The organism is Cyclobacterium salsum (assembly GCF_010119245.1).
Lineage (GTDB): Bacteria > Bacteroidota > Bacteroidia > Cytophagales > Cyclobacteriaceae > Cyclobacterium > Cyclobacterium salsum.
The window spans coordinates 201,740-227,168 of the sequence record NZ_WNKG01000004.1 but is presented as its reverse complement, the minus strand read 5'-3'; the positions used below and the strand labels follow the sequence as shown (position 1 = coordinate 227,168).

17 protein-coding genes are annotated in these 25,429 nt (G+C 45.7%); 7 read left to right on the top strand and 10 right to left on the bottom strand.

Annotation, left to right across the window (positions count from 1 at the left end):
• Window positions 1-130: 130 nt before the first annotated feature.
• On the top strand, window positions 131-1,597 hold the full coding sequence (locus GJS45_RS08285) for a T9SS type A sorting domain-containing protein (RefSeq protein WP_162341009.1): 1,467 nt from the start codon (window positions 131-133) through the stop codon (window positions 1,595-1,597).
• A gap of 96 nt (window positions 1,598-1,693) precedes the next feature.
• A complete protein-coding gene (gene recQ, locus GJS45_RS08280; RefSeq protein WP_162341008.1) occupies window positions 1,694-3,823 on the top strand; it encodes a DNA helicase RecQ in 2,130 nt (709 codons plus the stop codon).
• A 271-nt stretch (window positions 3,824-4,094) separates the two neighbouring features.
• Here the strand turns inward: recQ and GJS45_RS08275 are convergent, their stop codons facing one another.
• Together GJS45_RS08275 and GJS45_RS08270 are read right to left on the bottom strand one after the other, a co-directional pair.
• Window positions 4,095-5,096, bottom strand: a complete 1,002-nt coding sequence (locus tag GJS45_RS08275) for an acyl-ACP desaturase (protein WP_162341007.1) — start codon at window positions 5,094-5,096, stop codon at window positions 4,095-4,097.
• A 193-nt stretch (window positions 5,097-5,289) separates the two neighbouring features.
• Window positions 5,290-6,189: an ATP-binding protein gene (locus tag GJS45_RS08270; protein ID WP_162341006.1), complete on the bottom strand. Its 900-nt coding sequence runs from the start codon at window positions 6,187-6,189 to the stop codon at window positions 5,290-5,292.
• Between the two features lie 165 nt (window positions 6,190-6,354).
• On the opposite strand from GJS45_RS08270, the gene GJS45_RS08265 reads away from it, so the two are divergent.
• The gene (locus GJS45_RS08265) at window positions 6,355-7,611 is read left to right on the top strand and encodes a dipeptidase (RefSeq protein WP_162341005.1); all 1,257 of its coding nucleotides are present in this window, start codon (window positions 6,355-6,357) and stop codon (window positions 7,609-7,611) included.
• A 107-nt stretch (window positions 7,612-7,718) separates the two neighbouring features.
• On the opposite strand, the gene GJS45_RS08260 is transcribed toward GJS45_RS08265, so the two are convergent.
• The 6 genes from GJS45_RS08260 to GJS45_RS08235 all read right to left on the bottom strand — a co-directional run bounded on the left by GJS45_RS08260 (window position 7,719) and on the right by GJS45_RS08235 (window position 17,639).
• Window positions 7,719-8,651, bottom strand: a complete 933-nt coding sequence (locus GJS45_RS08260) for a sugar phosphate isomerase/epimerase family protein (RefSeq protein WP_235954680.1) — start codon at window positions 8,649-8,651, stop codon at window positions 7,719-7,721.
• Window positions 8,632-9,642, bottom strand: coding sequence for a DUF6807 domain-containing protein (locus tag GJS45_RS08255; RefSeq protein ID WP_235954679.1), 1,011 nt, complete (start codon window positions 9,640-9,642; stop codon window positions 8,632-8,634). Before GJS45_RS08255 ends, GJS45_RS08260 begins: the two co-directional genes overlap by 20 nt.
• Window positions 9,643-9,810: 168 nt before the next feature.
• Window positions 9,811-11,154: a Gfo/Idh/MocA family protein gene (locus GJS45_RS08250; protein WP_162341003.1), complete on the bottom strand. Its 1,344-nt coding sequence runs from the start codon at window positions 11,152-11,154 to the stop codon at window positions 9,811-9,813.
• Window positions 11,155-11,252: 98 nt separating this feature from the next.
• The gene (locus GJS45_RS08245; protein WP_162341002.1) at window positions 11,253-13,274 is read right to left on the bottom strand and encodes a RagB/SusD family nutrient uptake outer membrane protein; all 2,022 of its coding nucleotides are present in this window, start codon (window positions 13,272-13,274) and stop codon (window positions 11,253-11,255) included.
• A gap of 44 nt (window positions 13,275-13,318) precedes the next feature.
• Complete coding sequence (locus tag GJS45_RS08240; RefSeq protein WP_162341001.1) at window positions 13,319-16,567, bottom strand: SusC/RagA family TonB-linked outer membrane protein; 3,249 nt, start codon at window positions 16,565-16,567, stop codon at window positions 13,319-13,321.
• 553 nt (window positions 16,568-17,120) lie between these two features.
• Entirely contained in the window at window positions 17,121-17,639 is a 519-nt protein-coding gene (locus GJS45_RS08235; protein WP_162341000.1) for a GNAT family N-acetyltransferase, read from the bottom strand.
• Between the two features lie 268 nt (window positions 17,640-17,907).
• Here GJS45_RS08235 and GJS45_RS08230 point away from each other — a divergent pair, with 268 nt between their 5' ends.
• On the top strand, window positions 17,908-19,356 hold the full coding sequence (locus tag GJS45_RS08230) for an aldehyde dehydrogenase (NADP(+)) (RefSeq protein WP_162340999.1): 1,449 nt from the start codon (window positions 17,908-17,910) through the stop codon (window positions 19,354-19,356).
• A 663-nt stretch (window positions 19,357-20,019) separates the two neighbouring features.
• On the opposite strand, the gene GJS45_RS08225 is transcribed toward GJS45_RS08230, so the two are convergent.
• Both GJS45_RS08225 and hemW read right to left on the bottom strand, forming a co-directional pair.
• On the bottom strand, window positions 20,020-20,334 hold the full coding sequence (locus tag GJS45_RS08225) for a DUF721 domain-containing protein (RefSeq protein ID WP_162340998.1): 315 nt from the start codon (window positions 20,332-20,334) through the stop codon (window positions 20,020-20,022).
• A 23-nt stretch (window positions 20,335-20,357) separates the two neighbouring features.
• Window positions 20,358-21,482, bottom strand: a complete 1,125-nt coding sequence (hemW, locus tag GJS45_RS08220; RefSeq protein ID WP_162340997.1) for a radical SAM family heme chaperone HemW — start codon at window positions 21,480-21,482, stop codon at window positions 20,358-20,360.
• A 257-nt stretch (window positions 21,483-21,739) separates the two neighbouring features.
• Here hemW and GJS45_RS08215 point away from each other — a divergent pair, with 257 nt between their 5' ends.
• From GJS45_RS08215 to GJS45_RS08205, 3 genes are read left to right on the top strand one after another with little or no spacing between them, the layout of a single operon-like run.
• A complete protein-coding gene (locus tag GJS45_RS08215; protein WP_162341195.1) occupies window positions 21,740-22,582 on the top strand; it encodes an SMP-30/gluconolactonase/LRE family protein in 843 nt (280 codons plus the stop codon).
• Window positions 22,583-22,611: 29 nt separating this feature from the next.
• Window positions 22,612-24,315: a BamA/TamA family outer membrane protein gene (locus GJS45_RS08210; RefSeq protein ID WP_235954676.1), complete on the top strand. Its 1,704-nt coding sequence runs from the start codon at window positions 22,612-22,614 to the stop codon at window positions 24,313-24,315.
• A complete protein-coding gene (locus GJS45_RS08205; RefSeq protein ID WP_162340995.1) occupies window positions 24,315-25,427 on the top strand; it encodes a DUF4271 domain-containing protein in 1,113 nt (370 codons plus the stop codon). The genes GJS45_RS08210 and GJS45_RS08205 overlap by 1 nt, the downstream gene beginning before the upstream one ends.
• The last annotated feature ends 2 nt before the right edge of the window (window positions 25,428-25,429 follow it).

Genomic DNA, 25,429 nt, shown 5'->3' with positions numbered 1-25,429 from the left:
AAATGTTATTTAATTAGATAAAAATGCATTTTAAAAGCTAAAATTGCTTGTAAAAGCTGAGAAAATCGCTTACTTTTGGAAGAATGTAATACAAAAAAATGTATTCAAACACATTTTTAATCGCCGTTTTATGCCCAAGTACTTTCTGTTTCTTATGTTTTTTTTGGGCATGCTTTTGCCTGAGCCACAGGTAAATGCTCAGGTTTATGAGTATACTCCATCTGCAGCCGGGTGTACTGGCGTCTGGGAAGATGGGAATTGCTGGAATGTTATCCCCTTGAATGAACCACTGAATTGTACCGATAATGGTCCCTGGCCACCTTTTGCCCCTACGGGATGCAATGTAGAGGTAATTATTAACGATGATCTGGTAATTCCTGCAGATATTGAATTCGGAGGCACGTTTACCTCCCTAACGGTGGGAGCCGGCGCTGAAGTCACTTTTTCCGGTAACTTGTCCATAGAAGGCAGGAAAGAGATCCTATTTTCGTTGGAAGGGGAATCCTTTATCAATGTAGCAGGAGCTTTAACCCTTTCTCAGGGAAGTTCGACGATTCAAACAGTCCTTAATTTGGGGGGCGAGTTCACAGGGATGCTGACGGTAGGTTCTATAGAGATTGAAAACAGGGCTGTTCTGGAAGTGTTGGAAGGCGGAGCCATTACTAGTGAAGGGCCAACGGAGTACTCAGGCAATTCCTCTGTAATCAATGTAACCGGGTTTTTCCGCACCCAAAGTTTATTGGTTACGGGTGGAAGATTACACCAATTTAATACCTACGGAAATTCACAGGTGGTAATAGACGATGATATTGACATTCGAGGGGATACCGGAATTACCATTGGGGGTACCAGCGAGGTATATGTTGGCAGGGATGTCCTCGTAGATGGAAGTGCAACGATAATTGCTGATGACAATTCCAAAATATTTGTTTGTGGGGAGTATATTCCACCTTCAGAGGGAGGAAGAACACAGGAGATTGATGAGGGAAAGTTTTTTCCCTGTAGCGTACTTCCGGTGGAACTGCTGGATCAGGAGGTGGAGTTTCACGACGGCCTTAGAAAAGCAAGGCTTACCTGGGAGACTGGCAAGGAAGAAGATCTCCGGCATTTTATTATCGAAAGGGCTGTCGGAAGCTCGGAGGATTTTGAACCGTTGGGAAAAGTAGAAGGAACAGGCAGTACTACTGAAAAGGGGACTTATGAATTCTGGGATGCTAATTTACCCCTCTTTAAGACCAGGGTATACTACCGCCTGGTGCAGGTGGACGTTTACGGCAAGCATAATTTCATAGGAGAGGTATTGGGGCTAGCAGTTCCCGGAACCCATTCGGCATCGGCTGCTTGGGTATTTTTCCCTAATCCCAGCCTGGGAGCTGACGCAAAGATTTCGGTTTTGAACCAGGACAAGTATAACGGGGAGCCCATTGACTTGGATATCTATGGGCCTTTTGGATTGGCGGCATCGCTAAAAAGCAGCGCACTGGAACGTCTTAACAGGGAGTTGCCGGATAAAATGAAGACCCTATCTACAGGAGTTTATTTTTTACATATCCATTGGGGAAACCAAAGGCAAGTCCTGAAAATCTTAAAAAAATAAGCATTTCCGGTAAATCATATGCGGAGAGTTGACAGTTTTTTGAATTTGTAGTAAATTCATATAACATTTCTTTTTTCTATCTCACCTGATTGGAACATGCAACCACTCGAAGCTTTAAAGCATTTTTATGGGTATTCTTCTTTCCGCGGTAAGCAGAAAGCCATTATCGAACAGGTTATGGAGGGGAAAGATTGCATCGCCCTTATGCCTACCGGTGCCGGAAAATCTGTTTGCTATCAAATCCCGGCCGTGATTTTGCCGGGGCTTACCCTGGTGGTATCTCCTTTAATCGCACTTATGAAAGATCAGGTAGATGCCATGAATAACCAGGGGATTCCGGCTGCTTTTTTGAATTCTACACAGGATATTAGTGAGCAGCGGTATATTTCGGAAGAGGTGCATAAAGGAAGGATTAAATTATTGTATGTGGCTCCGGAAAGACTATTTGGGGGAACCTATCCCCTGCTGGAGCTATTGAGAAAAGTAGATCTATCCTTGGTGGCGGTGGATGAGGCGCACTGCGTTTCCCAGTGGGGCCATGACTTTCGACCGGAGTACCTAAAATTGGGTGAGCTGCGACGTATTTTTCCTGAAACCACCTTTTTGGCACTAACGGCTACCGCGGACAAGCAGACAAGAAAAGATATCGCTTCCCGCTTGCAATTAAAAGATCCTCAGTGGTTCATTGCTTCCTTTGACCGGCCCAATATTACCTACCGGGTTAGTCTTCGGTCAGATGCGTTTGGGAAACTGATGGATTTTCTTTCCCTACACCCCAAGGACTCGGGTATTGTGTATTGTTTGTCGCGAAAATCGGTGGAAGAAACCGCCGAACGATTGACTATGAATGGCTACCCGGCCATACCCTATCATGCCGGCCTGGATAAAGAAACCCGCCAAGCCAACCAGGAGCGGTTTATTCGGGATGATGTACGCATAATCGTGGCAACGGTCGCTTTTGGAATGGGTATCGACAAGTCAAATGTTCGCTTTGTCGTGCATACGAACATGCCGCAAAATATTGAAAGTTATTACCAGGAAACGGGCCGAGCTGGCAGGGACGGTTTGCCGGGAGAAGCGCTGTTGTTTTATAGCTTTGGAGACAGCATCACCCTCTCCCGGATGCTGGAAAAGGCAGAAGATCCGGTGTATGTCCGGCATATGAAAGCCAAACTGGAAATGATGGTGCAGTTTTGCCAAACCAGAGAGTGTCGAAGGAAGTATTTACTTCGCTATTTTGGAGAGGAGTATCCGGAGGAATGTGGCAATTGCGATACCTGCCTCCGGAATGAAAAAAAGGAAGACATGACCCTTTTTTCTCAAATGATGCTTTCTGCCGTTGTCCGTTTGGAACAGAAATTTGGCCTCGGACATGTCATTTTGGTACTGAGGGGCTCTCAATCGGCCAAAATTTTCGATTGGCAAAGAAAACTGTCGGTCTTTGGCATTGGGAAGGATCGTTCCACGGAGTTTTGGAAAACATTAGGGCACCAGTTGATAACGGAAGGGTACCTCGATCAGGAGGATCCCTTGCGGCCGGTGGTAAAGCTTACGGATAAGGCCTGGAAAAAATTAAAAGGTAAGGAAAAGATTTTCCTGTCCATGGAAAAGGAAGATTTCCGTAAGGGAATGGGGCAGGGTGAGAAAGACGAAAAATTGCTGGAGAAGCTAAAAGTATTGAGAATGGAGTTGGCACGAGCGCAAGATGTTCCCCCTTATATCATTTTTTCCGATGCGACGTTGGTAGAAATGTCAGGCTATTTGCCGGAAAACGAGCAGGAGTTACTTCAAATCAATGGAGTAGGTAATCAGAAATTGGAAAAATACGGCCCTTCATTTTTGAAAGTGGTTCAACAATATCTTCTGGAAAATCCTACCCTTGCCAGGGATAAAAGCCCCGTGAGGAAAGTGAAAAAACCGAACAAGGGAATGACCTCCTCTATCAAGGAAACGTTGGATTTAGCTATGAAAGGCAAGAAAATAGTGGACATAGCCCGGGAAAGAGGGTTGGCCCAGAGTACCATCGAGGGGCATGTGCTAAGGCTATTGGAGTCCGGGGAGATGAAATCCGAAGCTTTTTTAACCGACAGGCAGATTTTGGAAATTCAAGCTGCTGCCTCCCATTTACAAACCAAGTTCTTAAATCCACTAAAAACCCACTTTGGAGAAACGTATAGTTATTTTGAGCTTAAAGCGGGATTACTGGCGAAAATTGAGAAGGAATAGGCCCTGAATTCCTGTTTTTTGAACGGCCAGCTAGTTCTTACTTTCAGCCATGTAGCAGGAGTAAAACCGGGTTTCAGGAGGCATGATGGAGTCGTGAACCCCTTGGAAATCAATGGTAACGGGAGAAATGCAAAAAAAATACCCCAATCGGGGTATTTTATGTTAAAGCCTCTTTACATACCTTTGATACGGGTGATTAAGCAACTTTTTTAACTTAAATTTTGCAACGTTCTTAAAGGGCAACTTTAGTTCTATTTTTTAGCCCTTTTATTTATTTTTGCCATGCCAGACTTATTTCATCTGGAGTTTTCATCCGGTCAGCCAGGCGAGAGTATCTTGAAGCCAAACCAGCCAGGTATTCCTGTGCTTTGGCGGCCACATCATTTAATCCAGTCACTTTTTCTACGTTCCAGAGTTTCACCAAATGATCGATGATACGGGCGTAATCCCAACCCGTATAAATGCCTACTTTTTGGGTAATGGCGGAAAATTGGTCAAATAGGGATGGGTTTTTGCCTCCTTCACCCATCAGTACTGCAGGCATTACAATTTGCTTACGCATCATTTTTTCGAATGCAAGCATGGCGCCGTTAGGATCAATCTGGAAAATTTCCGACATGAAGCTTTTGTATGCCTTCTCATGCCGGGCTTCGTCTCCGGCAATCTGCTTGCATATTTTCCCTAACACTAAATCCCCTGCTTTATCCGCCAACTTTCCGGTATTGACGTGGGATATTTTCGTCGCTCTTTCCTGGAAGGAGGTGTAGATAATGGCCTGGTAAGGATCTTTTTCAGACCGGGGATCAAAACCGTTGTAAATTAAGCGGTGGATGGTCTGCTCTACTTTCCTCATATCTGCCCGCCCGGAAAGATAGAGGTACTTGTTTAACAAATCCCCGTGTCGGTTTTCTTCGGCCGTCCAGGCTTTCGTCCATTTTACCCAACCGCGTTGGCTTGTAAGAGATCCTTCATCGTTGATCCCCTCCAACATATTGAAGTAAGTTTGGTAGCTTGGAAGTGCTTCTTCTGTAATCATATTTCCTACAAGGGAAGTAATGATCGTGTCCGGAATGCCAGCAGCTCTTTCACGCAAGAGTTTCACCTGATCCAGGGCATCGGGCTGGGACATATCCGGAAGAAAATCGGTGGGTTGCCAACAGTCATCCGGATCCATTAACGTCGTTCCGACCGTTTCGGTGACAAAATCATCCAGCTGACTGATAACCTCAGCATTTTTTTCAAGTTCGTAGTTGATATTTTCTGACTTATTCATAAACTATGCGTTCGCTTTTGGATGTCCATTTGTTTTCTTCGCCAAAAACAATAACACCTTTCTTCTCTCCAAATTAACAACAATGACGATAGGCGGTAAAGGCTGCCATTTTAACCTAATTACACCTTATCTAAGTATGTAACGAAAGCTATGGAATATTCATTCACTCTTGCAACAATATTCCATAAAATCGTTAATAAGAAAGTTGGTAGGCAGCTACTTTGTTTTTAAAGAAGGTAGGTACTAATACGATGTTTTCCTCGGGGATGAACCCGATATCTGCCGTATTGGATTCTTCTGCCGTGGTATCTAAAATTTTGGTAGCCGTACCATTCTCGATAAGGAATATTTCTCCTCCCCACCGGCTGGCAATAAACGTATCTTCATCGATTATGATTAGTCCGTCTCCGCCGGTCACCTCATCATTAATTATTTCAAAACTTCCATCACTGCCGTATTGTTTTAAGCCTTCACTATCCAATCCATAAACGGTTCCATCACTGGCTACCCGAAGCCCATTGATACTGTTTTGATCGGTTGCAAAGGTGTGAATGTTCCCGTCCTCCAGGTAGTGGATGGTATTGGTTCTCATGTCCGAAAAGTAGACTTTTTGGCCATCAGTGGCGGCATCGTTCAGAAAAACGGCATCTTCAATCTCAAAGGTTTGATTGATTTCACCGGTTGACAATTCTATTTCTACCAGGCGATCGATATCGGTAACGTACAGGAAATCTCCTACTACGGTCATTCCTTTTGGAGCGTTCAGGCCGCTAACCCAGTCTTTTTCCAAAATTGCTCCATCAGTACTTACCTTTGACAGGGAGCCCACGCCATCTTTTTCGTCCGGTCCTCCTTCGATATTAGCTACGTAAAGCAGGCCGTCGCTTTCTTCATAGTGAACGGATTCATTGGTGGTAAGCTCTTCGGAGGTTTCCCAAAGCAATTCCATACTCGGTTCTGTTGTTGTATTTTCCTGAACGGTTGTTTCCTCACGCTCTTCGTTGGTGGAAGAGGGGCCGCAGCTAATTCCCAAAAACAGGAGAAGGCTTAAAGCACAAAGGGTAGTTGTAGCGGGTTTTGTTGAAAACTTCATGAGTGTCGTGTTTGGTTTAAGAACAAATTTCGCTAATTTTTTGATGAATACTTAATTTTCTTCCGAAAATGAATTTTTCAGCAGGGTAGGTAAAAACTGAAAGATTGGTATATTTGATTCAAAATTTACACATAAGATAACCACTAACAACAAAAATTACAGAAAATGAAAAAAAGTACGCAGATTTTAACACTCCTGTTGATCCTATTGGGTTTTTCTTGCGGGACAGAGTCCAGTGAGACCATTGATTATACTGCGCTTTCGGATGAAGAACGATTAGCGACGGCCAGGGAATTGGCCAGGAATACCGTCATGGTTGACGGCCATGTGGATTTGCCCTACCGAATGAAGGTGGGGGGCTTTACCCTACAGCGAGAAATTTTGGACGTGTCTGAAAGGACCGAAGGAGGCAATTTTGATTATCCCCGATCCAAGGAGGGTGGATTGGATGCCCCATTTATGTCCATTTATATCCCTACCCGGTACCAGGAAACAGGCGGAGCGAAGGTGCTGGCGGATTCCCTTATTCTGATGACGGAACGATTGGCCGAAACCTGGCCGGATAAATTTGGCATGGCCTACAGTCCGGAGGATATTCAGGCAAATTTTGAAGCAGGTAAAATTTCCCTCCCCATGGGCATGGAAAACGGAGCCCCTATTGGGGATGACCTGGAAAATCTCGCATACTTTCATGATCGCGGTATCCGCTATATTACCTTAACACACGGTAAAGATAACTTGATTGGTGATTCCTCCTATGACACCACCTATATGCATGGGGGGCTTAGCGAATTTGGCGTTGAGGTAGTCAAAGAAATGAACCGACTGGGGATAATGGTCGATATTTCCCATGTTTCGGATGATACCTTTTACGATGTAATGGAGGTAACGCAGGTTCCTGTGATTGCTTCCCATTCATCCGCGCGGCATTTTACCCCGGGATTTGAGCGAAATATGGGGGATGAAATGATTCAGAGGCTAGCAGAAAACGGTGGCGTGATCATGATCAATTTTGGCGGGAGTTTTGTCGATCAGAATTTTAGAGAGGGAAATGATGCTGTAAGAGAACATCTTGTAAATTGGTTGGCAGAGAACGAACTAAGCCGAAACGATCCGGAAGCGCAGGAATACATATCCGAATACGTCGCAGCGAATAATCCTTTCCCCTCCGTGCAAAAGGTAGCCGACCATTTTGACCACATCGTGGCAATGGTGGGAATCGATCACCTGGGATTTGGGTCGGATTTTGACGGGGTGGGAGACACCTTGCCTACCGGACTAAAGGACGTATCCATGTATCCCAATTTGATAGCCGAATTATTGAAACGGGGCTATAGTAAGGAGGATATCGAAAAAGTTTGCTATAAAAATTTGTTCCGGGTTTGGCAGGAGGTAGAAGAATATGCCGCTAGTGCCGGTTGATAAGAAATGAAATAGGGCCACCCGGATTATTCCGAAAGTGGCCCTTTGCTTTTTTATCTTTACGTGAACACAACAAGTTCGAGCCGCTTGCGCAGACCGAGTTAGCTTTATGCGTTTGTCATGGAATTGAAAATTTCCAATTGCTCCTTCATAGCAGCAACCCGATCAGCAGGTGTGGTACGCGCCTCCAATAATACCCAGCCCTCGTAATCAATGCCATTAAATAGATTCATGAGTTGCTGGTAGGGATAATCCCCTACATTTAGTTCGCGAATGTGTACCGTATCGCCAAACCAGTGCTTCACGGAATTAAAATTAGCTTCCAGGCCCGGAGCCATCAGGTCTTGATCGTTACAATTCCAACATACTTTGACGCTATCCTCCGTTACCTGATCAAAGATCGCCTTCATGTTTGGCAGCTGTTGGGTAAGTTTTCCATGGACTTCCACGCGAACCAATTGCCCCAGTTCTTTTGCATAGTTGCCCACTTCGTTAAAGGAGGCAGCGATCTGCGCAATGGTCTTTTCTTTTGGGACACCTTCTGGCAGGCCATTTGGTTTTACCTTTATTCCGGTGGCACCAATATCCTTGCATAACGTAAGGTATTCCTTGGTACCCTCTATGTTTTGCCGTACCTCCGCCTGATCGGTATAGTGATAGGCAAAATTAGAACCGTAACCCACACAGGTCACGGGGCTGTCGGCAAAGCGATTCTTTACCTCTGTTCGTTGCCTGGAAGAAAGATTGGTTTCCACACCGTGTGCGTGTTCGGTGCGAAGTTCTACTCCTAAAAGGCCGGATTTTTCACAATTGGCAATCAAGGTAGGAAGGTCCCAATCTTTGCCCCACTGGTAGGTTACCAGGCCCAGTTTCATGTTCGATTTTCGGGCAAAAGTGGGAAGTGGGAGGGATCCCAGGGTGGATAGTCCCAGTCCTGCTGCCATGCTTTTCAGTAAGAAGCTGCGCCTGGAAGAATTAGTCTCCGTCATAGTAGTTGAAAATTCAAGGTTATCGGTCGCTTTATTTTTTGGCGTACTCATCGGCCAGCTCGTTTATTTGTGCATCTGACAAATCCTCAGAAGCCACCACCAGCCGGTAATTGAAAGTGGCTGTTTCGCCCTGGTCCAGACTGAAATTCAATTCGTTTTCTCCACCAGAAAGCGCTTTTTGCCCCAGCGTGTTCGCAGCAAACAACCCGTAATCCCGGGCATGCCAGTAAGTAGGGTAGCCCACATTGGAGGGATGATCAATAATCACCAGGGAAACGGGTTCTCCATTTATTTCGCTGGAAAGTTTCATCCACCTTCCCCGGGTACCCCATACATCGCCTCCTTCAATTCCCTCAGAGCTCCTGTAGTCTCCTTTTACATAGGTATTATCCATTTTTTCGACGCGGGTTTTGACCCCATGGGAATCTACCAGTTCGGTGGGTTTGTCTGTGGGTAATTCCAATTCCCGGCTTACCCGGATGGCAAACATTCCTTCCTTGTTGTCGGTAAAATCCACTGCTTCAACGGCTGCCGTCAGGCTGGTGGTTCGGTCAATAATGCGCATGCCTTCCATTGCGCTAAACTTGAAGGTGGTTTCTTCTTCCAACAGGGTGGTATTGTCGGGAGATTTCCAAAGGGAATTGGTTTCCAACACTCCTTTGCCTTTACCTCCTTTTGCTTTTTCTACAGATTGGTGAAAGATGGTTCCGTATCCATCCTTTCTTTCCTGGGGAATGGCCTCCGAATTGTTCCAGAAATCATAGCCATTTACGTCGCCGTAATTTAGCCATACCCCCACGTGATGGGGATGGTCTGTACGGTCCCCTTCTTTGTTGATAAGCGGATAGCTTCGGGTTAGCATATTCCCTTCCGGAGACATGACCGGCCATAATACGGGCTTCATGATATTGTCCGGATACATGTACCTGGTAAAAAGGTCTCCCCCTACCATGATATCTACTTTTTTCTCTGCCTCATTGACATTTATTTCAATGGACTCTTTTTTCATTTTTTGACCGAAAAGCATGGTGCTGCTACTCATAATCAAGATCAATAATATCGCCTGGTATTGCATATCGAAATTTACATTTAGACTTTTAAAGTTAGTTTGTTGTTGGGAGGTGGAAAAGGAAACCTGCCGGATGCAGGCATCCAGACAGGTCTATTTTCCCTATCTTCCGAACGTATTTAGTTAGTTCCGCCTAGCTGCTCAGACTTGGCTAGGCACTTCAAAGCCTTTGCGATAGTTTCGGGTCAGCATCTGATCGGCTTCCGGATCGTTTACAAACGTTTCTGAACTTGGATTAAAAGTTAGCACGCGTTCCAGCTTGTAGGCAATGTTTCCCAGGTGGGCCAAACCGGAGGACAGATGAGCCGTCTCTACCGGTCCGTTTAGAATGGATCGGTCGTGCTTTCTTACGGCCTCGATAAAGTTGGCAAAGTGCCCGTCGGTTCCCCCGGCACCTCGGTCCATACCGGTTCCGGATTCTCCTCCATCATCTCCTGATTTTCCAGGGGTTCGGTCCTGACCAAGGAAGGACTTGTATTTATCGTAGCCGTCTACGACGATATATCCTTTGTCTCCGTAGAAAATATTTCCCACAGTAGCACCACCTTCTTCATTGGTACACCAGGGCCTTACTTCGAACTGGATAATTTTATTTTCTTCCGGGTAATTGTATACAGAGGTGAGTACTTCCGGCACCTCTTTGGCATCGTCCCATAGGAATTTGCCTCCCATGGACGTGATTTTGGTAGGAAGTCCCACATCGAGCCCCCACATGCACAAATCCGTTTCGTGAATGCCCTGGTTGCCCACATCTCCGTTTCCATAATCCCAATGCCAATGCCAGTTGTAATGGACCAGATTTCGGGTAAATGGTCGCTTGGGAGCGGGTCCTGTCCAAAGATCATAATCGATTCCATCCGGAACGGGAGAGAATCCTTTATCGCCTATGCTGGGTCTCCATCTAAATACGATTCCGCGGGCCATATACACATTTCCAATGTACCCATCCCGCATTAATTCCACGGCTTCCCGTATGGCAGGGGAGCTCCTGAGCTGAACCCCATGCTGGACGATACGGTCGTATTTATGAGCGGCTTCTACCATTTTCCTGCCCTCCCAGATGTTGTGAGAGCCTGGTTTTTCCACGTAAACATCTTTTCCGGCCTGACAAGCCCAAATGGTGGCCAATGCATGCCAGTGATTAGGCGCAGCGATGCTGATCACGTCAATATCCGGATCGTCGATAACTCTTCGCAGGTCCTGCTCCAGTGCCACGTCTTTGTTGTAAGTTTCCTTGAAACTCTTTTGCCGCTCTCGTAGCAGGTTCATGTCCGGATCACATAACGTAGTAACCTGAACGTTTTCCTGGTTCATCAGGCTTTGAATGTGGTTTTTTCCCCTTCCATTCACGCCCAACACTGCGGCATTGATGCGGTCATTGGCTCCAAAAACATTGGATGATAGTATGGTGGGTGCCACGATGGCCGCTGAACTTGCAATGGCGGATTTTTTTAGAAATGTCCGTCTGGACGATTCGTTATTCATAACATGCTGTTTTTGAGTTTATAATTAAATTATACGTGTAAATTAAAAAATTCACCCGACTGCGCATGCCTTCGGGTGAATTTATTATATAACCGGCATTACTCTCCGATGGCCCGCATGGGGTCTTCGTTGGGTGCGCCGGCAGGTTGAACCGTATGGTTTAATGGCGCAATATTATCTTCGGCACCATTGTATCCGGTAGTCTGATTGAGTGTGGCTTCCACGTTACCTACCAGGTAGGGCTGGTATACCGGCCAGAAGATGTGCTTGGGATCCATGGTATACCGGGTAGTATTATAGGTGGCCCAGGGCACCTCGTCCCGGAAGAAATTATTCTTCTCCATCATGCGGTCATAATAGAAACTATCGGCAGATAAGGACCCCTCGATATCGTCTCCGGATATGGAATAGGACTTTCCATTATAAGCCATTTTTCCGGTTTTGGCCAGAATAACCGAAACCCTAACCAGTTCGTCATGCCGGTATTCCTCTCCAAATAGCTCCCGGTTTCGCTCATCCAGCACCGCTCCGATTCCTTCTGTTTGCATGTCAGCTATCGTGTACATATGGATGGCATTGGCTCTTTGGCGGATGGTATTGATATCTTCTGCCGCACCGGCCAGGTTGTCCTGCCAGAATCTTGCTTCTGCCCGAACGAGGTAGGCTTCTGCGATACGCATGATGTACATGTCCATTTTACCTCCATCCTGTCGGTCAGGACGTGCTTCCTGATTAACCGAATAGAACTTGTATCGGGGGTAACCATACCAGCATCGAATGGTGTCCTGACAAGTCAGGTTGCCGTTATCATCATATAGGCGAAGGGGCTCCATGTAGTACGGGCTACCATCATCCTGAAGAGAAGGGTTGTCATACAACACATCCTCCATCTCAAACCAGTTCAGGTCCTTGTGACGGTAATCCTGTTCGTCAACGGTTCCCTTAAAATTCCATATTTCGTACTGGGAATAATTGGTCGGACGGGCAAAACCCTGACCACGACCCCATTTTTTCATCATGCGACCACGCTCATCAGAGGTGGACTGCTGTACGTCTGTTCCAATTCGGGTCGTTCCCGGTTCCCAGACACCCAGGTTGGTACTCACGAAATTAGGCCCCCAGGCTCGAATCCTGGCGGATCTTCCCTGCGTGCCCAAAACAAAGGGCTCATTGACAACCAACCAGATTCCTTCCGGATTGCTGGTTTTCTGTGCCCCCTGATCCATGTGCAGGTAATTCACCGCATCTGCTGGCGCAAAACCTGACCTTCCAGGCAATGGTGTACCGGTATTCGGATTGTTAGAATTGGCTACCTCCACTTCGGTCACCCCGGATGGAATCATATCATCGGTGAATAACTGGGATTCGCCGCCGTTGATTACATCATCCATCAATTGCTCCGCATCGGCGAAACGCTCGTTTAACATATAATATTTTGCCAATAGTACACGGACAGCATCCTTGGGAGCCTGTCCTATCGGTAACTGGCTTTTAGGTTTTACGTGTTGGACGGCGTATTCGAGATCTGTGATCATTTGGTCCCAGATGCCTTGCATATTAAACGCTTTGAAATCTCTACGGGCTTCCGATACCACATTTAAGGGAAATGCTACGTTTCCAAAATCCATGGTGAGTTGCATGTAGAAGAAAGCGCGAAGAAAATAGGCCGATCCCAGTAGGTGATTTCGTTCCGCATCGTTTACCCCATCAGGCCATTCGGGTAAATCAATATAGTCGATCACCGTATTGGCTTTTTTGATGTGGTTATAATTATCCGCATAGAAGGACCGGGCACGCCCAGCGTCATTGTTTCGCGAATTGGTAGGCGTGGCATAGGTACGCAAATCCACGAAGGCATCGGGCTTATCGGTCGCCGATACCACCGAGGCATCACTCATATTACTGTTAAACATCAGTTCACGGGTATCTCCATTCCATTGAGACATGACTCCCTGTAGGGCAGCATCCAGTGCCGTTTGAAGACCTGCTGCATCCCTGTAGGTGTTTTCCGGGCTAAGGAAGGATAATGGCTGTTCTTCCAGGAAATCTTCCGAACAAGATATGGATGCCAGAAGAAGCAGGGAAAGTCCTATTCCTTTAATTTTATGTATGTTTTTCATTTTTAGTTCGTTTCTGGTTAATTGTTAATTTCCTAACCTTTCGTCTAGAAAGTAAAATCCAAACTAAGCGAGTACGTTCTTGGCATTTCCCGAGCTGACTCAGGGTCACCCAGGCTTTTTTCCCAAGGGGTAAATACCGCTACGTTCTCTATGTTTAGCGCCAATCGTAGCCGGTTCGCCTTTATCTTGTCCAGAATTCCGCCAGGGAAGTTATATCCCACAGAAACGTTTTGTAATCGGATATAATCGCGGTTTATCCATTTACTACCTCCGCCCAGGTTAATGGAGTTGATACGAGCAAAATTGTTCTGCCCGTTTAAAGGCGTCCAGTAAGGAATGGTGTACCAGTTGTGGTTTTTGATGTATGACTGGGAATTGTTGAACGGTTCCGTAGTACCGCCTTTCCAGCCGAATTTACCCAGGAAGACCAATCCCATATCAAATCCCTTCCATTCAAAATCATTTCGGAAAGTGATGTACCAGGGATTTTGTCGCAGGCCAAGGAACACCCTGTCATCGATATCAATGTCGCCATCTCCATCCTGATCTACAAAACGGAAATCTCCGGGGAATAATCCGTATTCTGCCGCTTCATCGGCTTCGTCCGTTTGGTATACGCCATCCAGATCCCAATCCCAGATGATGTCCTTGTTTTCACCGATAAACCAGCCGTTTTGCAAATCATCGGGTTCTCTTTCTACCGTATTTCCCTGCGAGTCCGTCATGGGAATGGGTGCATTACCCAAAGTGGTGATCTTGTTGATGGCGTAGGTTACATTAAAGTTGCTGGTCCATACAAAATCGGCCCTGGAAATGTTGATGGATCGGATTCCCAAATCAAATCCCCTGTTTTGAAGATTACCCACATTGGTTTTTACGGATCCAAATCCAGTCAAATCCGGTAACTTCTGGTCGAGTAGCAAGTCACGCGTTTCGGACTGGTACATGTCCAGTGAACCACTTACCCGGTCATTGAAAAACCCGTAATCAATCCCGATATTAAAGGAGGCATTTCGCTCCCAGGAAAGAAAAGGGTTGGCAATTCGCCTAATCTCAGTGCGCGGTGCAGGGAAATAGCCTCCATCGTAATTCAAGTAAAGACTGTTGTTCAGTTGCGCATAGGCGTTGTAATCCTCCAGCCCGCTACTGTTTCCATTGACCCCGTAGCTGAGTCGCAATTTAAGGTAACTCAGGGCACTTCCTGCGGGCATAAAATCCTCATTGGAAATGGTCCAGGCGGCAGATACCGATGGGAAGTTACCTAGCCGATTATTTATCCCAAACCGGGAAAAACCATCTCGTCTCAACGAAAAGGAAACGTTATACCGGTCACTATAAGCATAATTAATACGACCCATCAAGCCTGTCCTGGAATTTACCTCATCGTAGGATGACATAGTGGGGTTCAAACCCAGTTGGATTGCATGGTATCCAAGACTAGAGGTGGGGGAAAAATTATTGGTTATGGCGCGGGTTTCCCAGAATTGATTTTTTTCTGTATTGTACAGACCGGTGAAGCTTAAGCGGTGTTCACCAAATGCCTTGTCCCAGTTCAGGATGGTATTGGATTGCCATCTAAAGGAATCGTTGTACCTTCTTTCCGCCCTGTCTACGGCACGTTGAGGGTTTCCCTTTTCGTCAAAATCGAATCTTTTCCGAACGTCAAACCGAGGCGTATAGTCGGTCCGCAGGCTAAACCCATAGGGTAGGGTCACTTGGGCATATAAGGTAGGATTGATCATGAAGCGGGTATACCTTCGGGTGTTCCAGGAAGGATCCTGATAGGGGTTACTGATATTGGATCCTGCGGCCTGATCGTTCAGGTTTTCGCGGGTTCTGGGTTCTCCATTGGCCCAGGGCTGATCATAGGGAGAATACACGCGGTATCCGCCGTTGCCAATTGGTTCCTGTCCCTCATCCTGATAGGTGAATTGGGTGTTGGTGCCTATGCTTATAAACTCACCTAGGTTTACATCCAGATTCAAACGGGAAGTAATGGTTTCAAACGTTTCGCCTAATTGAACCGATTCCCGGTCACTGTAACCAAGGGAATAGTAGTAAGAAACCCGCTCGTTTCTTCCGGATACACTGACATCGTGATCCTGCCGGACACCGGTATGGAACAGAAAGTCCTGCCAGTCATAGGTGACGCCATTTCGGTAGTTTTCCAATTCAATGTCCCAAAACCCAAAGTTATTTACCCGGGCCATTCGAATGGCTTCGGGGTCGGTTTCGCCTGGGATGCCATTGGCCGCCAACCAATCGTCCTGGTATTGGGGATCAATGTCGTTATAATCTCTGAAACGCGTCCAGGGTTCCGTAATGGAGTTTGTAATGGTTTCGTTCATATCTGTCAACCAATTCAGGACTTCTTCGCCACCCTTATAGGTTTGCTGGCGACGGGCACCCGTTATAATGCCCGTTCTGGAACTAACCGTAATCTGAGGTTTTCCATAGGAGCCTCTTTTCGTGGTGAAAATTACGACTCCATTGGTCGCTTGAGATCCATAAACCGCTGCCGCACTGGCATCTTTCAGCACATCCACGCTCTCGATGGTGTTCGGGTTGATTTCTGCCAGGTCTCCCTGAAAAATCACACCATCCAATACAATCAACGGCCTGTTGGCAGCTCGTTCATCACCATCATCCGCTTTCATGGAATTGTCACCGCGAACATTAAATTCAGGTACATTTCGTGCATTGGTGGCATAGCCCACGCTCAAACCAGGAACGGTCGTCCGAAGTATTTCCGAAACACTGGTAGGCTTGTACTTCATCACTTCTTCCGCCTGTACGTTGACCACGGCACCGGTCAGATCCTTTTTCTTTTGCGTACCATAACCTACCACCACGACTTCATCCAGTGCTTGGGTGCTTTCCACAAGAGCCACGTCAATGGTCGATTGGTTATTTACTTCAATGGTCTGACTTTCAAAGCCAATAAATGAAAACACCAGTGAAGCGTCATCCGGAATGGTGATGCTGTATTTTCCGTCTATATCGGTGGCAGTCCCTATGGAAGTGCCGGGGACGGAAACGGTTGCACCTGGAATAGGTTCCCCGTTTGAGTCGGTTACGGTTCCGGTGACCGTTACATCAAAGAGGACGTTGAGATTAGCCGAAGAATGATTGGTAGTTGCTGCCAGTAGCGGCAGGTCATTTGCGAGGTTTTCGAACGTTCCATTCAATTTGCTATTCGAGGCCATTAGCCCCGTACTCAACAAAAAGAACAACGTTGCCATTGCTGATGGTTTGGACACCATCAGCCGGCAATTGGGTAATTTTCTTTTCATAATAAATTTTGGGTTTAATTAATTAGATGTGTAATTATCAAAGTTAATTACCAACTTTTTTGGGTGTTACATAGGCAGGTGTTTTTATAATTTTGACTGTATTTAAAATAGAATCATCTCTTTTGAACGAATTTTTCGAACAGCTGCGCTGCAAAATTGATATTTTATGGAATCGATTGCACTGCTGAAATAAACTTTAAAGATGAACCGTTTAAATCAATTATCTTCCTTTGTACATTTTTTTAGATTTTTAATTATAGAGAAAAAAGATCGGGCATGAAAATTTTTTCTGAAATTTTTATTAATTCCCAGAGAAAAAAAATGAAGTAAGAAGAAAAGAAGGGTTTAGGGATTTTTAGAAAAATAATATTTCGAATTCATGCCATCAGTTGACTTAAGAAGGTAGGTTAAAACCCAATTTTTCCACCTTTTTACCTATTCGACTGGCTTATTTATAAAAGGTTGATTAACAGTAGGAACCGATGCATTCCCTTCCTTGGGTTTTCCACTAGTCAATAAGGAAATCCTGGTTAGCTAACCTGTATGTCGCTTTTCACGGTGCTTGATTTTTCCAATTGTATTTTTGTTCTAACAAGGGTATGCCGAAGGTATCGGATTGCCTTTCCTCCGTAATGTAAAAGCCTTCCTGTAAGTACAGACGAGCTGCCGCTTTCAGATTAGAGGTGGTCCATAGGTAGATTTCAGAATAGTCATTGATTCGGACATGATTCATGAAAGAGTTGAATAGGAATCTTCCCAATCCCGTTTTGCGGTAGTCCGGGCTGGTAATAAAGTAACGTAGCTGACCCAAATGCGCTCCTCTATGTACCAATGCAATGAAGCCTTTTACTTGTTGGCCTTTTTTAGCGATCCAGATCGCATCTTTACCGGGTTCAAACTGGCAGACAAAATCAGCAAAGGTTCTGGCCACGTATTTTTCGAATCCCAGTCCAAACCCGAATTCCTCATAGTATAGTTTGCCATGTAAGGCGATAATACTGCCGATATCGCCGGCTTCAAGTTGGTTTGAAACGTGAACACCTTCGAAACCGGAGGGCGCAATAAAAGTCATAATGGCAGGGATGTAAGTGGTTTAGTAAACAAGGATTGCAGTACCTCATTCGGCTTTGAATTTACCATAGGCAGCGTAAAAAATCAATATTAATCTGCAGAAAGGAAGAAAAGCGATGGGTTGGGGATCTATTGCCGGGCGTATTCTACCTGATTTTGTTGCTTCTGCCACGAATATCCTGTAACTTGAGCTATTCATACCGAGTGGTCTTTTTGCTGCACGACAGCGTCTTTTTAAATGTAACAACCAATTAAACCCATAAAATAAGATGAGTCAGATTGATGTCAATTTTCAGGATGCCCAACAGGCATTTTTACAATTAAAGTCCATAAATAAGAATAAGTTGGCAGATTTCCTGGAGGAAATGGCCAAACAGATAGATGGAATTCGTGATGATTTGATTCCTACGGCAGCCAGGGAGTCCCATTTACCAGAGGGCCGGATTACCGGAGAGTTGGGTAGAACCTTAGGGCAGATCAGGCTATTTTCTCAGCTAGTGTCGGAAGGAAGCTGGGTAGAAGCCACCATTGACCGGGCAGACCCGGAAAGAAAACCGGCTCCCAAGCCGGATATCCGGCGGATGCTAAAGGCTATCGGTCCGGTGGTGGTATTTGGAGCGAGCAATTTCCCTTTGGCGTTTTCTACGGCCGGAGGAGATACGGTATCTGCATTGGCAGCAGGCTGTCCGGTCATCTACAAAGCGCACCCGGCCCATCCGGAGACTTCCCGCATGGTGGCGGAATCAATAAAGGATGCCGTAAGAATCAGTGGACTACCTAAAGGGACGTTCCAACAGGTAGAGGGAGGAATAGATGCCGGCCAGCAACTGGTAGTGCATCCGCTGGCAAAAGCCGTTGCCTTTACCGGATCGTTTCGGGGAGGTAAAGCCCTTTTTGATGCCTGCAACGCCAGAGAAATCCCTATTCCCGTTTTTGCAGAGATGGGAAGTGTTAATCCCATCGTTGCCTTTGAAGGGTATCTTTCCAGGCAACTGGAGGCGGCGGCTTCGGCCTACTCCGGATCGCTAACCTTAGGCGTGGGACAGTTTTGCACGAATCCGGGCCTTATTTTTATTCCTAAATCAAAAGAGGAAGCATTTTCCAAAGCGGTTTTGAGCAACTTAACAGAGGTGGCTGGCGGGCCGATGCTACATGAAGGGATCTGCCACAGCTATTACCAGGCACTGGAAACGCTCTCTCAATCCAAAGAACTGACCTGGCTACTTACTTCGGAGCCATCCGAATTGCTGACCGGAAATGCGGCATTGGCCAAGGTGAAAGCAAAGGACTGGCTCGAAAATGAAGCCTTTCAGGAAGAAGTTTTTGGACCTTTTGGTATCATGGTGGTTTATGAGAACGAAGCACAGCTAAAGGAACTGGCTGAAAAGCTGAAAGGGCAGTTAACCTGCACGGTTTGGGCAGAAGTTGGGGAATTGGAAGAAAATGCTCTTTTCCTCAGCCTATTGGAAGAAAAGTGTGGCAGGATATTGTTTAAAGGAGTTCCTACCGGAGTAGAGGTGGGGCATGCGATGCAGCATGGAGGCCCTTTTCCTTCTACTACCGACAGCCGAAGTACTTCCGTAGGCACCTACGGCATCAAACGATTTGCCAGGCCGGTGGCTTATCAGGACATGCCCGAAAAGCTGTTGCCAGAAGCCTTGAGAGACGAAAATCCCCAAGGCATCATGAGAAAGGTGGATGGAAAGTGGGAAGCATAAGCTCCTACTAGCCGTCTAATGTTAAGGCTGTCCGGTACCAGAAATGGATACGGATGGCGTTACCTATTTGAAAAGTAATTCTCTATTTACGTGAGTTCGACCTATTTTCATAATAAAACCGTCATTCCGATTTCTACGTTTTTTAAAATGTTAGGTCTACCGATGACGTGTTTTTACCACCCCCTGTCGCCCCCTCCTGAAAACAGGAGGGGGCGGGGGAGGTGATTTGTCACCCTTTATTTTTTTAACATGTTGATTTTTAAATAGTTAAAAACAAATACCGTCATCCCGATTTCTGCGTTTAAAAAAAGTTAATTCTACCATTGACGATGTAGCCGGGTTTTGAGTACGTTCTTAACTCGAACTCACGTTGTTTTTAGTTGAAATCCAGTATAGGTAAACCTGCCAGGCTTTTGTTGATATTCAACCAACAGCAAACGTTGGGTGGATCAAACCTGACAGGTTTTTTTCCTTTTCTTAATCAGTTGGACATAGGATAAAGTTGCGGACTATTTTTAGTTGAAATCCAGTACTGGTAAACCTGTCAGTTTTTTGTTGTTGATATTCAACCAACAGCAAACGTTGAGTAAATCAAACCTGACAGGTTTTTTCCTTTATTAATCGGTTGAATATAGGATGATGCTGCGGATTTTCTTAAAAATACTAAAGAAGCACCACGTCTTTCACCACTCCTTTTCCGTATTTATTTTCAATCAGGAGCAGGATTTTGGATTTGTTCATCATCATCTCTTTTTTCAGCGGTCCGGAACTGATTTTAGCATAAAGGACTTTTTGCCGGATTGAAAGATTTTGGGTTCGCGAGGCCACTGTTTTGCCCATGAGCTGTTCCCATTCCTGGATCACCGTTTTCTCCGAGAAGGTATCCTTAAGCCGATAGGCCTCCAAAAGCTCTTCGAATACTTCTTTCAGTGGAGCGGTAGTGTGGGTTCGCTGGCTTCCGGTAGGATATTTTTTCATGGAATAAAGATACGTGGAAAGCTTCAGATAAATAAGGTTGATGCCAGGTAATCTGCCAGTAATTTTCCCTGGTCGCTCAGCGTAATGGTATCACTATCCAGGTGGATCAATCCCTGCGCTTGAAAATCGCTCAATATCTGCTTCTTTTCGGTAAGGATATCCCAGTCGTAATGCTCCTTCAGGAATCCTGTTTTTGTTCCCCAGATAGTTCTCAGGGAGGTAAGCAGGTATTCGTTGATGCGGTCTTCTCTTGATAGTTTGGTTTCCTGGAAGGGGAGCTGCTTATTTTGAAGCATTTTGATGTACCGGGCGTTATTGGCCACATTGTGTCCTCGGTTTTGCCCGTCAAAGGAGTGGGCAGCGGGGCCTATACCCAGGTAAGGGACCCCTTTCCAATAGTTGCTGTTGTGGAGGGAAAAGGCATTATTTTTGGCAAAATTCGAAATTTCATATTGAATATACCCGACCGGAGCCAGGGTTTGCTGGAGGATTTCAAATTGCTCGGCCTGGAAATCTTCAGAAGCGGCATCAAATTTCCCTTTTTTTTGCCAGATGCCCAGGGCTGTATTTGGCTCAATGGTTAGGCAATAGGCACTGATGTGGTCCGGGGCCAATTCCAGGGTTTTTGCCAGGTCCTGTCGCCAAATGGAATGATCGGCGTGAGGATATCCATAGATCAGGTCCATGGTCAGGGTTTTAAATCCAGCAGACCGGGCTTTTTCCAGGGCGGCAAGGGACTGTGCGGCATGGTGGGAGCGGTTGTAAAAGCGAAGTACTTCATCGTTAAAACTCTGAATGCCGATGCTCAACCGGTTTATTCCTAGCCTTAAATAAGATTCCAGCTTTTCTTCCTCCAAATCATCCGGATTGGCTTCCAGGGTAACCTCCTTTAGCTGGCAATCGTAATTTTCCCGTACGGTTTGGTAGATTTTCCGGATTTCTTCCGTCGGTAAAATGGAGGGAGTCCCCCCTCCAAAATACAGGGATTCGATAGGAGTATTATGGGGCAGGTAGGATTTTCTCAGTACCAGTTCCCGGCATAGTTCGGCCACCAATTGGGAGGTGTTGGTAAGGTTGGTGCTGAAATGAAAGTCACAATAGTGACAGGCCTGAAGGCAAAAAGGGATGTGAATGTATATGCCAGCCATAAGTAGTTCTGATTGAAGAAGGGGGAAATTTTGCGCCGATACCATTGGGATATTATTCCTTGGGTTGATGCGGCGCATCCATTTCCAGAGACAAAGCTAAAGATTCTTAGGATCAGGATTTAGTTTTTGCAAAGAATTGACTTATTTTTGAATCTAACTGAAAATAAAACCCTATGGCTATACGAACGAATTTGTCCAAAATAACCTTTTTGCTTGCCTTTCTTTTTTTGGTACCGGCCTCATTTCTGCTGGCTCAAATGGAAATAAAAAAAAGCCTGGTACCCCGGGATGCAGAGGTAGAAAAGGTAGGTGAGGGATACAGTTTTACCGAAGGTCCCGCCGTGGATCGGGAGGGGAATGTTTATTTTACGGATCAGCCAAACAATAAGATTTACAAGTGGAAGTTTTCGACGGGTGAAATTACGGTTTTCTCAGATGAAGCTGGCAGGTCAAACGGATTGTATTTCAATCGGCAGGGGGACTTGATAGCCTGTGCCGATATGGAAAACGAGTTGTGGTCCTTCGATATGGAAGGAAATCACGAGGTGCTTTTGGAAAATTTTAAGGGAAATAAATTAAATGGTCCCAATGATTTATGGATTCGTCCTCAAGGCGGCATTTACCTGACGGACCCTTTGTACGCAAGAGACTACTGGGATAGAGAGCCGGAAATGCAGCAGGATGGGCAGCACCTGTATTACCTGAGCGACGATAGGTTACAGTTTTTCAGAGTGGATGAAAACCTGGTGCAACCCAACGGCCTTGTAGGAACACCAGACGGGAAAAAGCTATATGTAGCAGATATTGGGGATGATAAAACCTATGTGTACGATATTGAAGAAGACGGGTACCTTACCAACAGGCAGTTATTCGTGGAAATGGGTTCCGATGGAATGACCATTGATAATAGAGGGAACCTTTACCTGACAGGTAAGGGGGTTACCATTTTTAACAGCAAAGGGGATCAAATCGGGCACATCCCCATAGATGCGAACTGGACAGCAAATGTATGTTTTGGTGCAGGAGACAGAAAGACCTTGTTTATTACCGCAATGGATGCGGTATACACCTTTCCGATGAAGGTAAGGGGTGTTTGGTAAAGTGCTCAAAGGCGCTGTTTTTATATTTTTTGCTGACCGGACTTGTGCTTTCTACGCAGGCTCAGGATTCGAGCTATAAACTCAGCCTTGAAATTTCTGAAAACGGGAGGCTGTTACAGCATATGGAGCATACGTTTCCCGATAGTCTGGCCATATATGACCACACAAAGCGATTAATCGATTCCCTTCAGTGGCAGGGATACCTAAATGTTGAGGACAGCCTGGTGTTCTTAACGGAAAGAAAAGCACATCTTTTACTGGAAACGGGGCCGGAATTTTATTGGCTGTATCTGGAAAAAGGAAATCTGGAACCCTGGATGCTGGGCAGCGCCGCTTTCTCCCGGATCCATTTTCAGGAGCGGCCGTTTCGGTTTGGAGAGGTAAGGCGGCTTATCGAAGAAGTGTTGGAGACCGGGCAAAATCAGGGCTATCCATTTATTGCGGTGAATCTGGACAGCCTGAGGGTGGGCGAAAAGCAGGTAGGAGCGCGAATTAAGGTAAACAAGGGGCCCTGGATTGCTTTTGACACGCTTCAAATAACCGGTAGTTCCAGAACCCAGCCCCTTTACCTGGCCAGAAAATTAAAGGTGCTGCCCGGAGAGCCTTTTTCCCAAAAAAAACTGGATCAGGCCGTGTCCCGGCTGGGAAATATCCCCTATGTCCGGTTGGATGGCAGTCCCGAGCTCTCTTTTCAAAACGAGGAAGCGACTGTATACCTGCCGGTAAACGACCGAAAAATCAACACATTAGATGGTATTATCGGTCTGCTACCGAATGAGGTAGAAGCAAATAAATGGCTGGTAACCGGGCAATTTGATGTGCAACTCTATAATGTTTCCGGCAAAGGAAGGGACTATCTGCTAAACTGGCAGCGGCTCAGCCAATATTCGCAAAATCTGACAATTGAAGCCAGAGAACCATTTGTTCTTGGTTCTCAATTGGACCTGGGCCTGGCTTTTTCTTTTCTGAAAGAGGATACGACTTTTTTAAACCGGGAGTTTAATGTAACCATTGGCCTGCAACTCAGCCCAAAAGTCGATCTGAGTTTTTTCGGCAAAAGGGAAGCAGGAGACTTACTGGACGTGAGCAGGTATGAGGAAGCAAATGAACTTCCTGATATTGCCGATTTCCGTTATAATAATTATGGAGCCAACCTGCGCTTTAATGACGTCGACGATGTGTTGATGCCCAAAAATGGGTGGAGGGGTTCGTTTATGGCTGGGATCGGGAATAAGAAGCTGGTAGAAAATACCGGATTACCCCAAGCCCTGTACGCGGAAGCGGAAAAAAACACCATCCAATATTACCTTCAGGGAAATGTGGAACGGTATATACGATGGCGGCGAAAACTAAGCACCAAATTGGCTCTGAATGGGGGAGAAATGCATAATTCGAACTTATTCTTGAATGATTTATTCCGCCTCGGAGGTTTGCAAAGCATTCGGGGGTTCAACGAAAACTATTTCTATGCCAGCCGGTATCTGTATTTCACCGTAGAGCCCCGGTATTACATCAGTGATGAGTCGTATTTTCTATTGTTTTCAGACCTGGGCAGGTTAGAAAACAAGGTCACCAGGAGGCCGGCAGAATGGCCAATGGCTTTTGGGGGAGGATTAAGTTTGGAAACCAACGGGGGTATCTTTACTTTCGTTTACGCCTTGGGGCAGGCTTCTGATCAGCCCATAGGTTTTTCGTACTCTAGGATTCATTTTGGTTTTACCGGTCGTTTTTAATGAAAAAAAGCATTCAGTTATTTTTAGTAATGGTTTTCTTCTGCTTGTGTCAGGGGGTGCCAACGGGCGGAATTGCGCAGGTATTACTCAATTACGATCCGGATATCCAACTTCAAAAGCAGGGGTTTAATCTGGCCCCTAACGAAGCAGCTTTTGTATGGGTAGTGCCGGGTTCTTTCCCGGAGGCTACCTGGAGAATCGCTATTCCAAAGGGTGCCGGATTATTCATCGGGGAGGAATTATGGATGATTGCCGATCGGGATACATTGGTGTTTTTAGATAGCCAAAAGTTGGAATCCGACACAGTTACCGATGGGAAAGTAAAAATTGCTGCCAGAAAAAAGGGGATTGACCTGAGGGAATTTTCGGTAAAGAAGGGATTTTTTGCTTCTCCATCCGAGATACCCGGAATCTCAGACGGGCAGCTAAGTAAAAGGAAGAAAGATGAAGTAAAGGAGTTTTTTTTTATTGCCATTGTGGTTTTATTATTATTCATAGCGCTTTTCAGGCTGTTATTTCCTTCCATTTTTGGTATTTTCTGGAACCCGGCCGGTATTTTTGCCTTTGAAGATCTATGGGAATCCGTGGGTTTTTCGAAAATCTACTCGGCTGAACTCCTTTTTTACCTAATTGTAATCAACCTGGGCGTGGGTCTGATGGCCCTTTTGGGGATTCATTTATTTGAAGTAGAATTGTTTGGGTTCCTTTTCGAAAAGGACATCGAAACGATGGTGTACCTGTGGCTCGTGATCAGCCTGGTATTGACCCTGCTGACCTTTTTTAAGTTTCTCTGGTTGGGGATACACACGTTTATTTTTGATCTAGATAAGGTGGCACTGCCTCATTTTTTCTATTTGTTGAAAGTTAGCGGATTCGGATTGTTGATGGTGTTGGGACTGACGGTGGTATTCTATGCCAACCATTTGATACCTGGAGCGATTAACATGGAAATCCTTTACTATTCTTTTCTAGGAGTGTATACCCTGGGAATTATTGGCTTGTCAATCTGGATGTACAAAAAAAATGGGTTTAATAATTATCATTTATTTTCTTACCTTTGCACCTCTGAATTAATCCCCTTTTTGGTGATTTGTAAATTGCTCCTAGGGTAAAG

Bases quoted from the DNA above. Each gene is read 5' to 3' on its own strand.
- GJS45_RS08285 (WP_162341009.1), top strand. From the start codon at position 131: ATGCCCAAGTACTTTCTGTTTCTTATGTTTTTTTTGGGCATGCTTTTG.
- recQ (WP_162341008.1), top strand. From the start codon at position 1,694: ATGCAACCACTCGAAGCTTTAAAGCATTTTTATGGGTATTCTTCTTTC.
- GJS45_RS08275 (WP_162341007.1), bottom strand. From the start codon at position 5,096: ATGAATAAGTCAGAAAATATCAACTACGAACTTGAAAAAAATGCTGAG.
- GJS45_RS08270 (WP_162341006.1), bottom strand. From the start codon at position 6,189: ATGAAGTTTTCAACAAAACCCGCTACAACTACCCTTTGTGCTTTAAGC.
- GJS45_RS08265 (WP_162341005.1), top strand. From the start codon at position 6,355: ATGAAAAAAAGTACGCAGATTTTAACACTCCTGTTGATCCTATTGGGT.
- GJS45_RS08260 (WP_235954680.1), bottom strand. From the start codon at position 8,651: ATGAGTACGCCAAAAAATAAAGCGACCGATAACCTTGAATTTTCAACT.
- GJS45_RS08255 (WP_235954679.1), bottom strand. From the start codon at position 9,642: ATGAGTAGCAGCACCATGCTTTTCGGTCAAAAAATGAAAAAAGAGTCC.
- GJS45_RS08250 (WP_162341003.1), bottom strand. From the start codon at position 11,154: ATGAATAACGAATCGTCCAGACGGACATTTCTAAAAAAATCCGCCATT.
- GJS45_RS08245 (WP_162341002.1), bottom strand. From the start codon at position 13,274: ATGAAAAACATACATAAAATTAAAGGAATAGGACTTTCCCTGCTTCTT.
- GJS45_RS08240 (WP_162341001.1), bottom strand. From the start codon at position 16,567: ATGAAAAGAAAATTACCCAATTGCCGGCTGATGGTGTCCAAACCATCA.
- GJS45_RS08235 (WP_162341000.1), bottom strand. From the start codon at position 17,639: ATGACTTTTATTGCGCCCTCCGGTTTCGAAGGTGTTCACGTTTCAAAC.
- GJS45_RS08230 (WP_162340999.1), top strand. From the start codon at position 17,908: ATGAGTCAGATTGATGTCAATTTTCAGGATGCCCAACAGGCATTTTTA.
- GJS45_RS08225 (WP_162340998.1), bottom strand. From the start codon at position 20,334: ATGAAAAAATATCCTACCGGAAGCCAGCGAACCCACACTACCGCTCCA.
- hemW (WP_162340997.1), bottom strand. From the start codon at position 21,482: ATGGCTGGCATATACATTCACATCCCTTTTTGCCTTCAGGCCTGTCAC.
- GJS45_RS08215 (WP_162341195.1), top strand. From the start codon at position 21,740: ATGGAAATAAAAAAAAGCCTGGTACCCCGGGATGCAGAGGTAGAAAAG.
- GJS45_RS08205 (WP_162340995.1), top strand. From the start codon at position 24,315: ATGAAAAAAAGCATTCAGTTATTTTTAGTAATGGTTTTCTTCTGCTTG.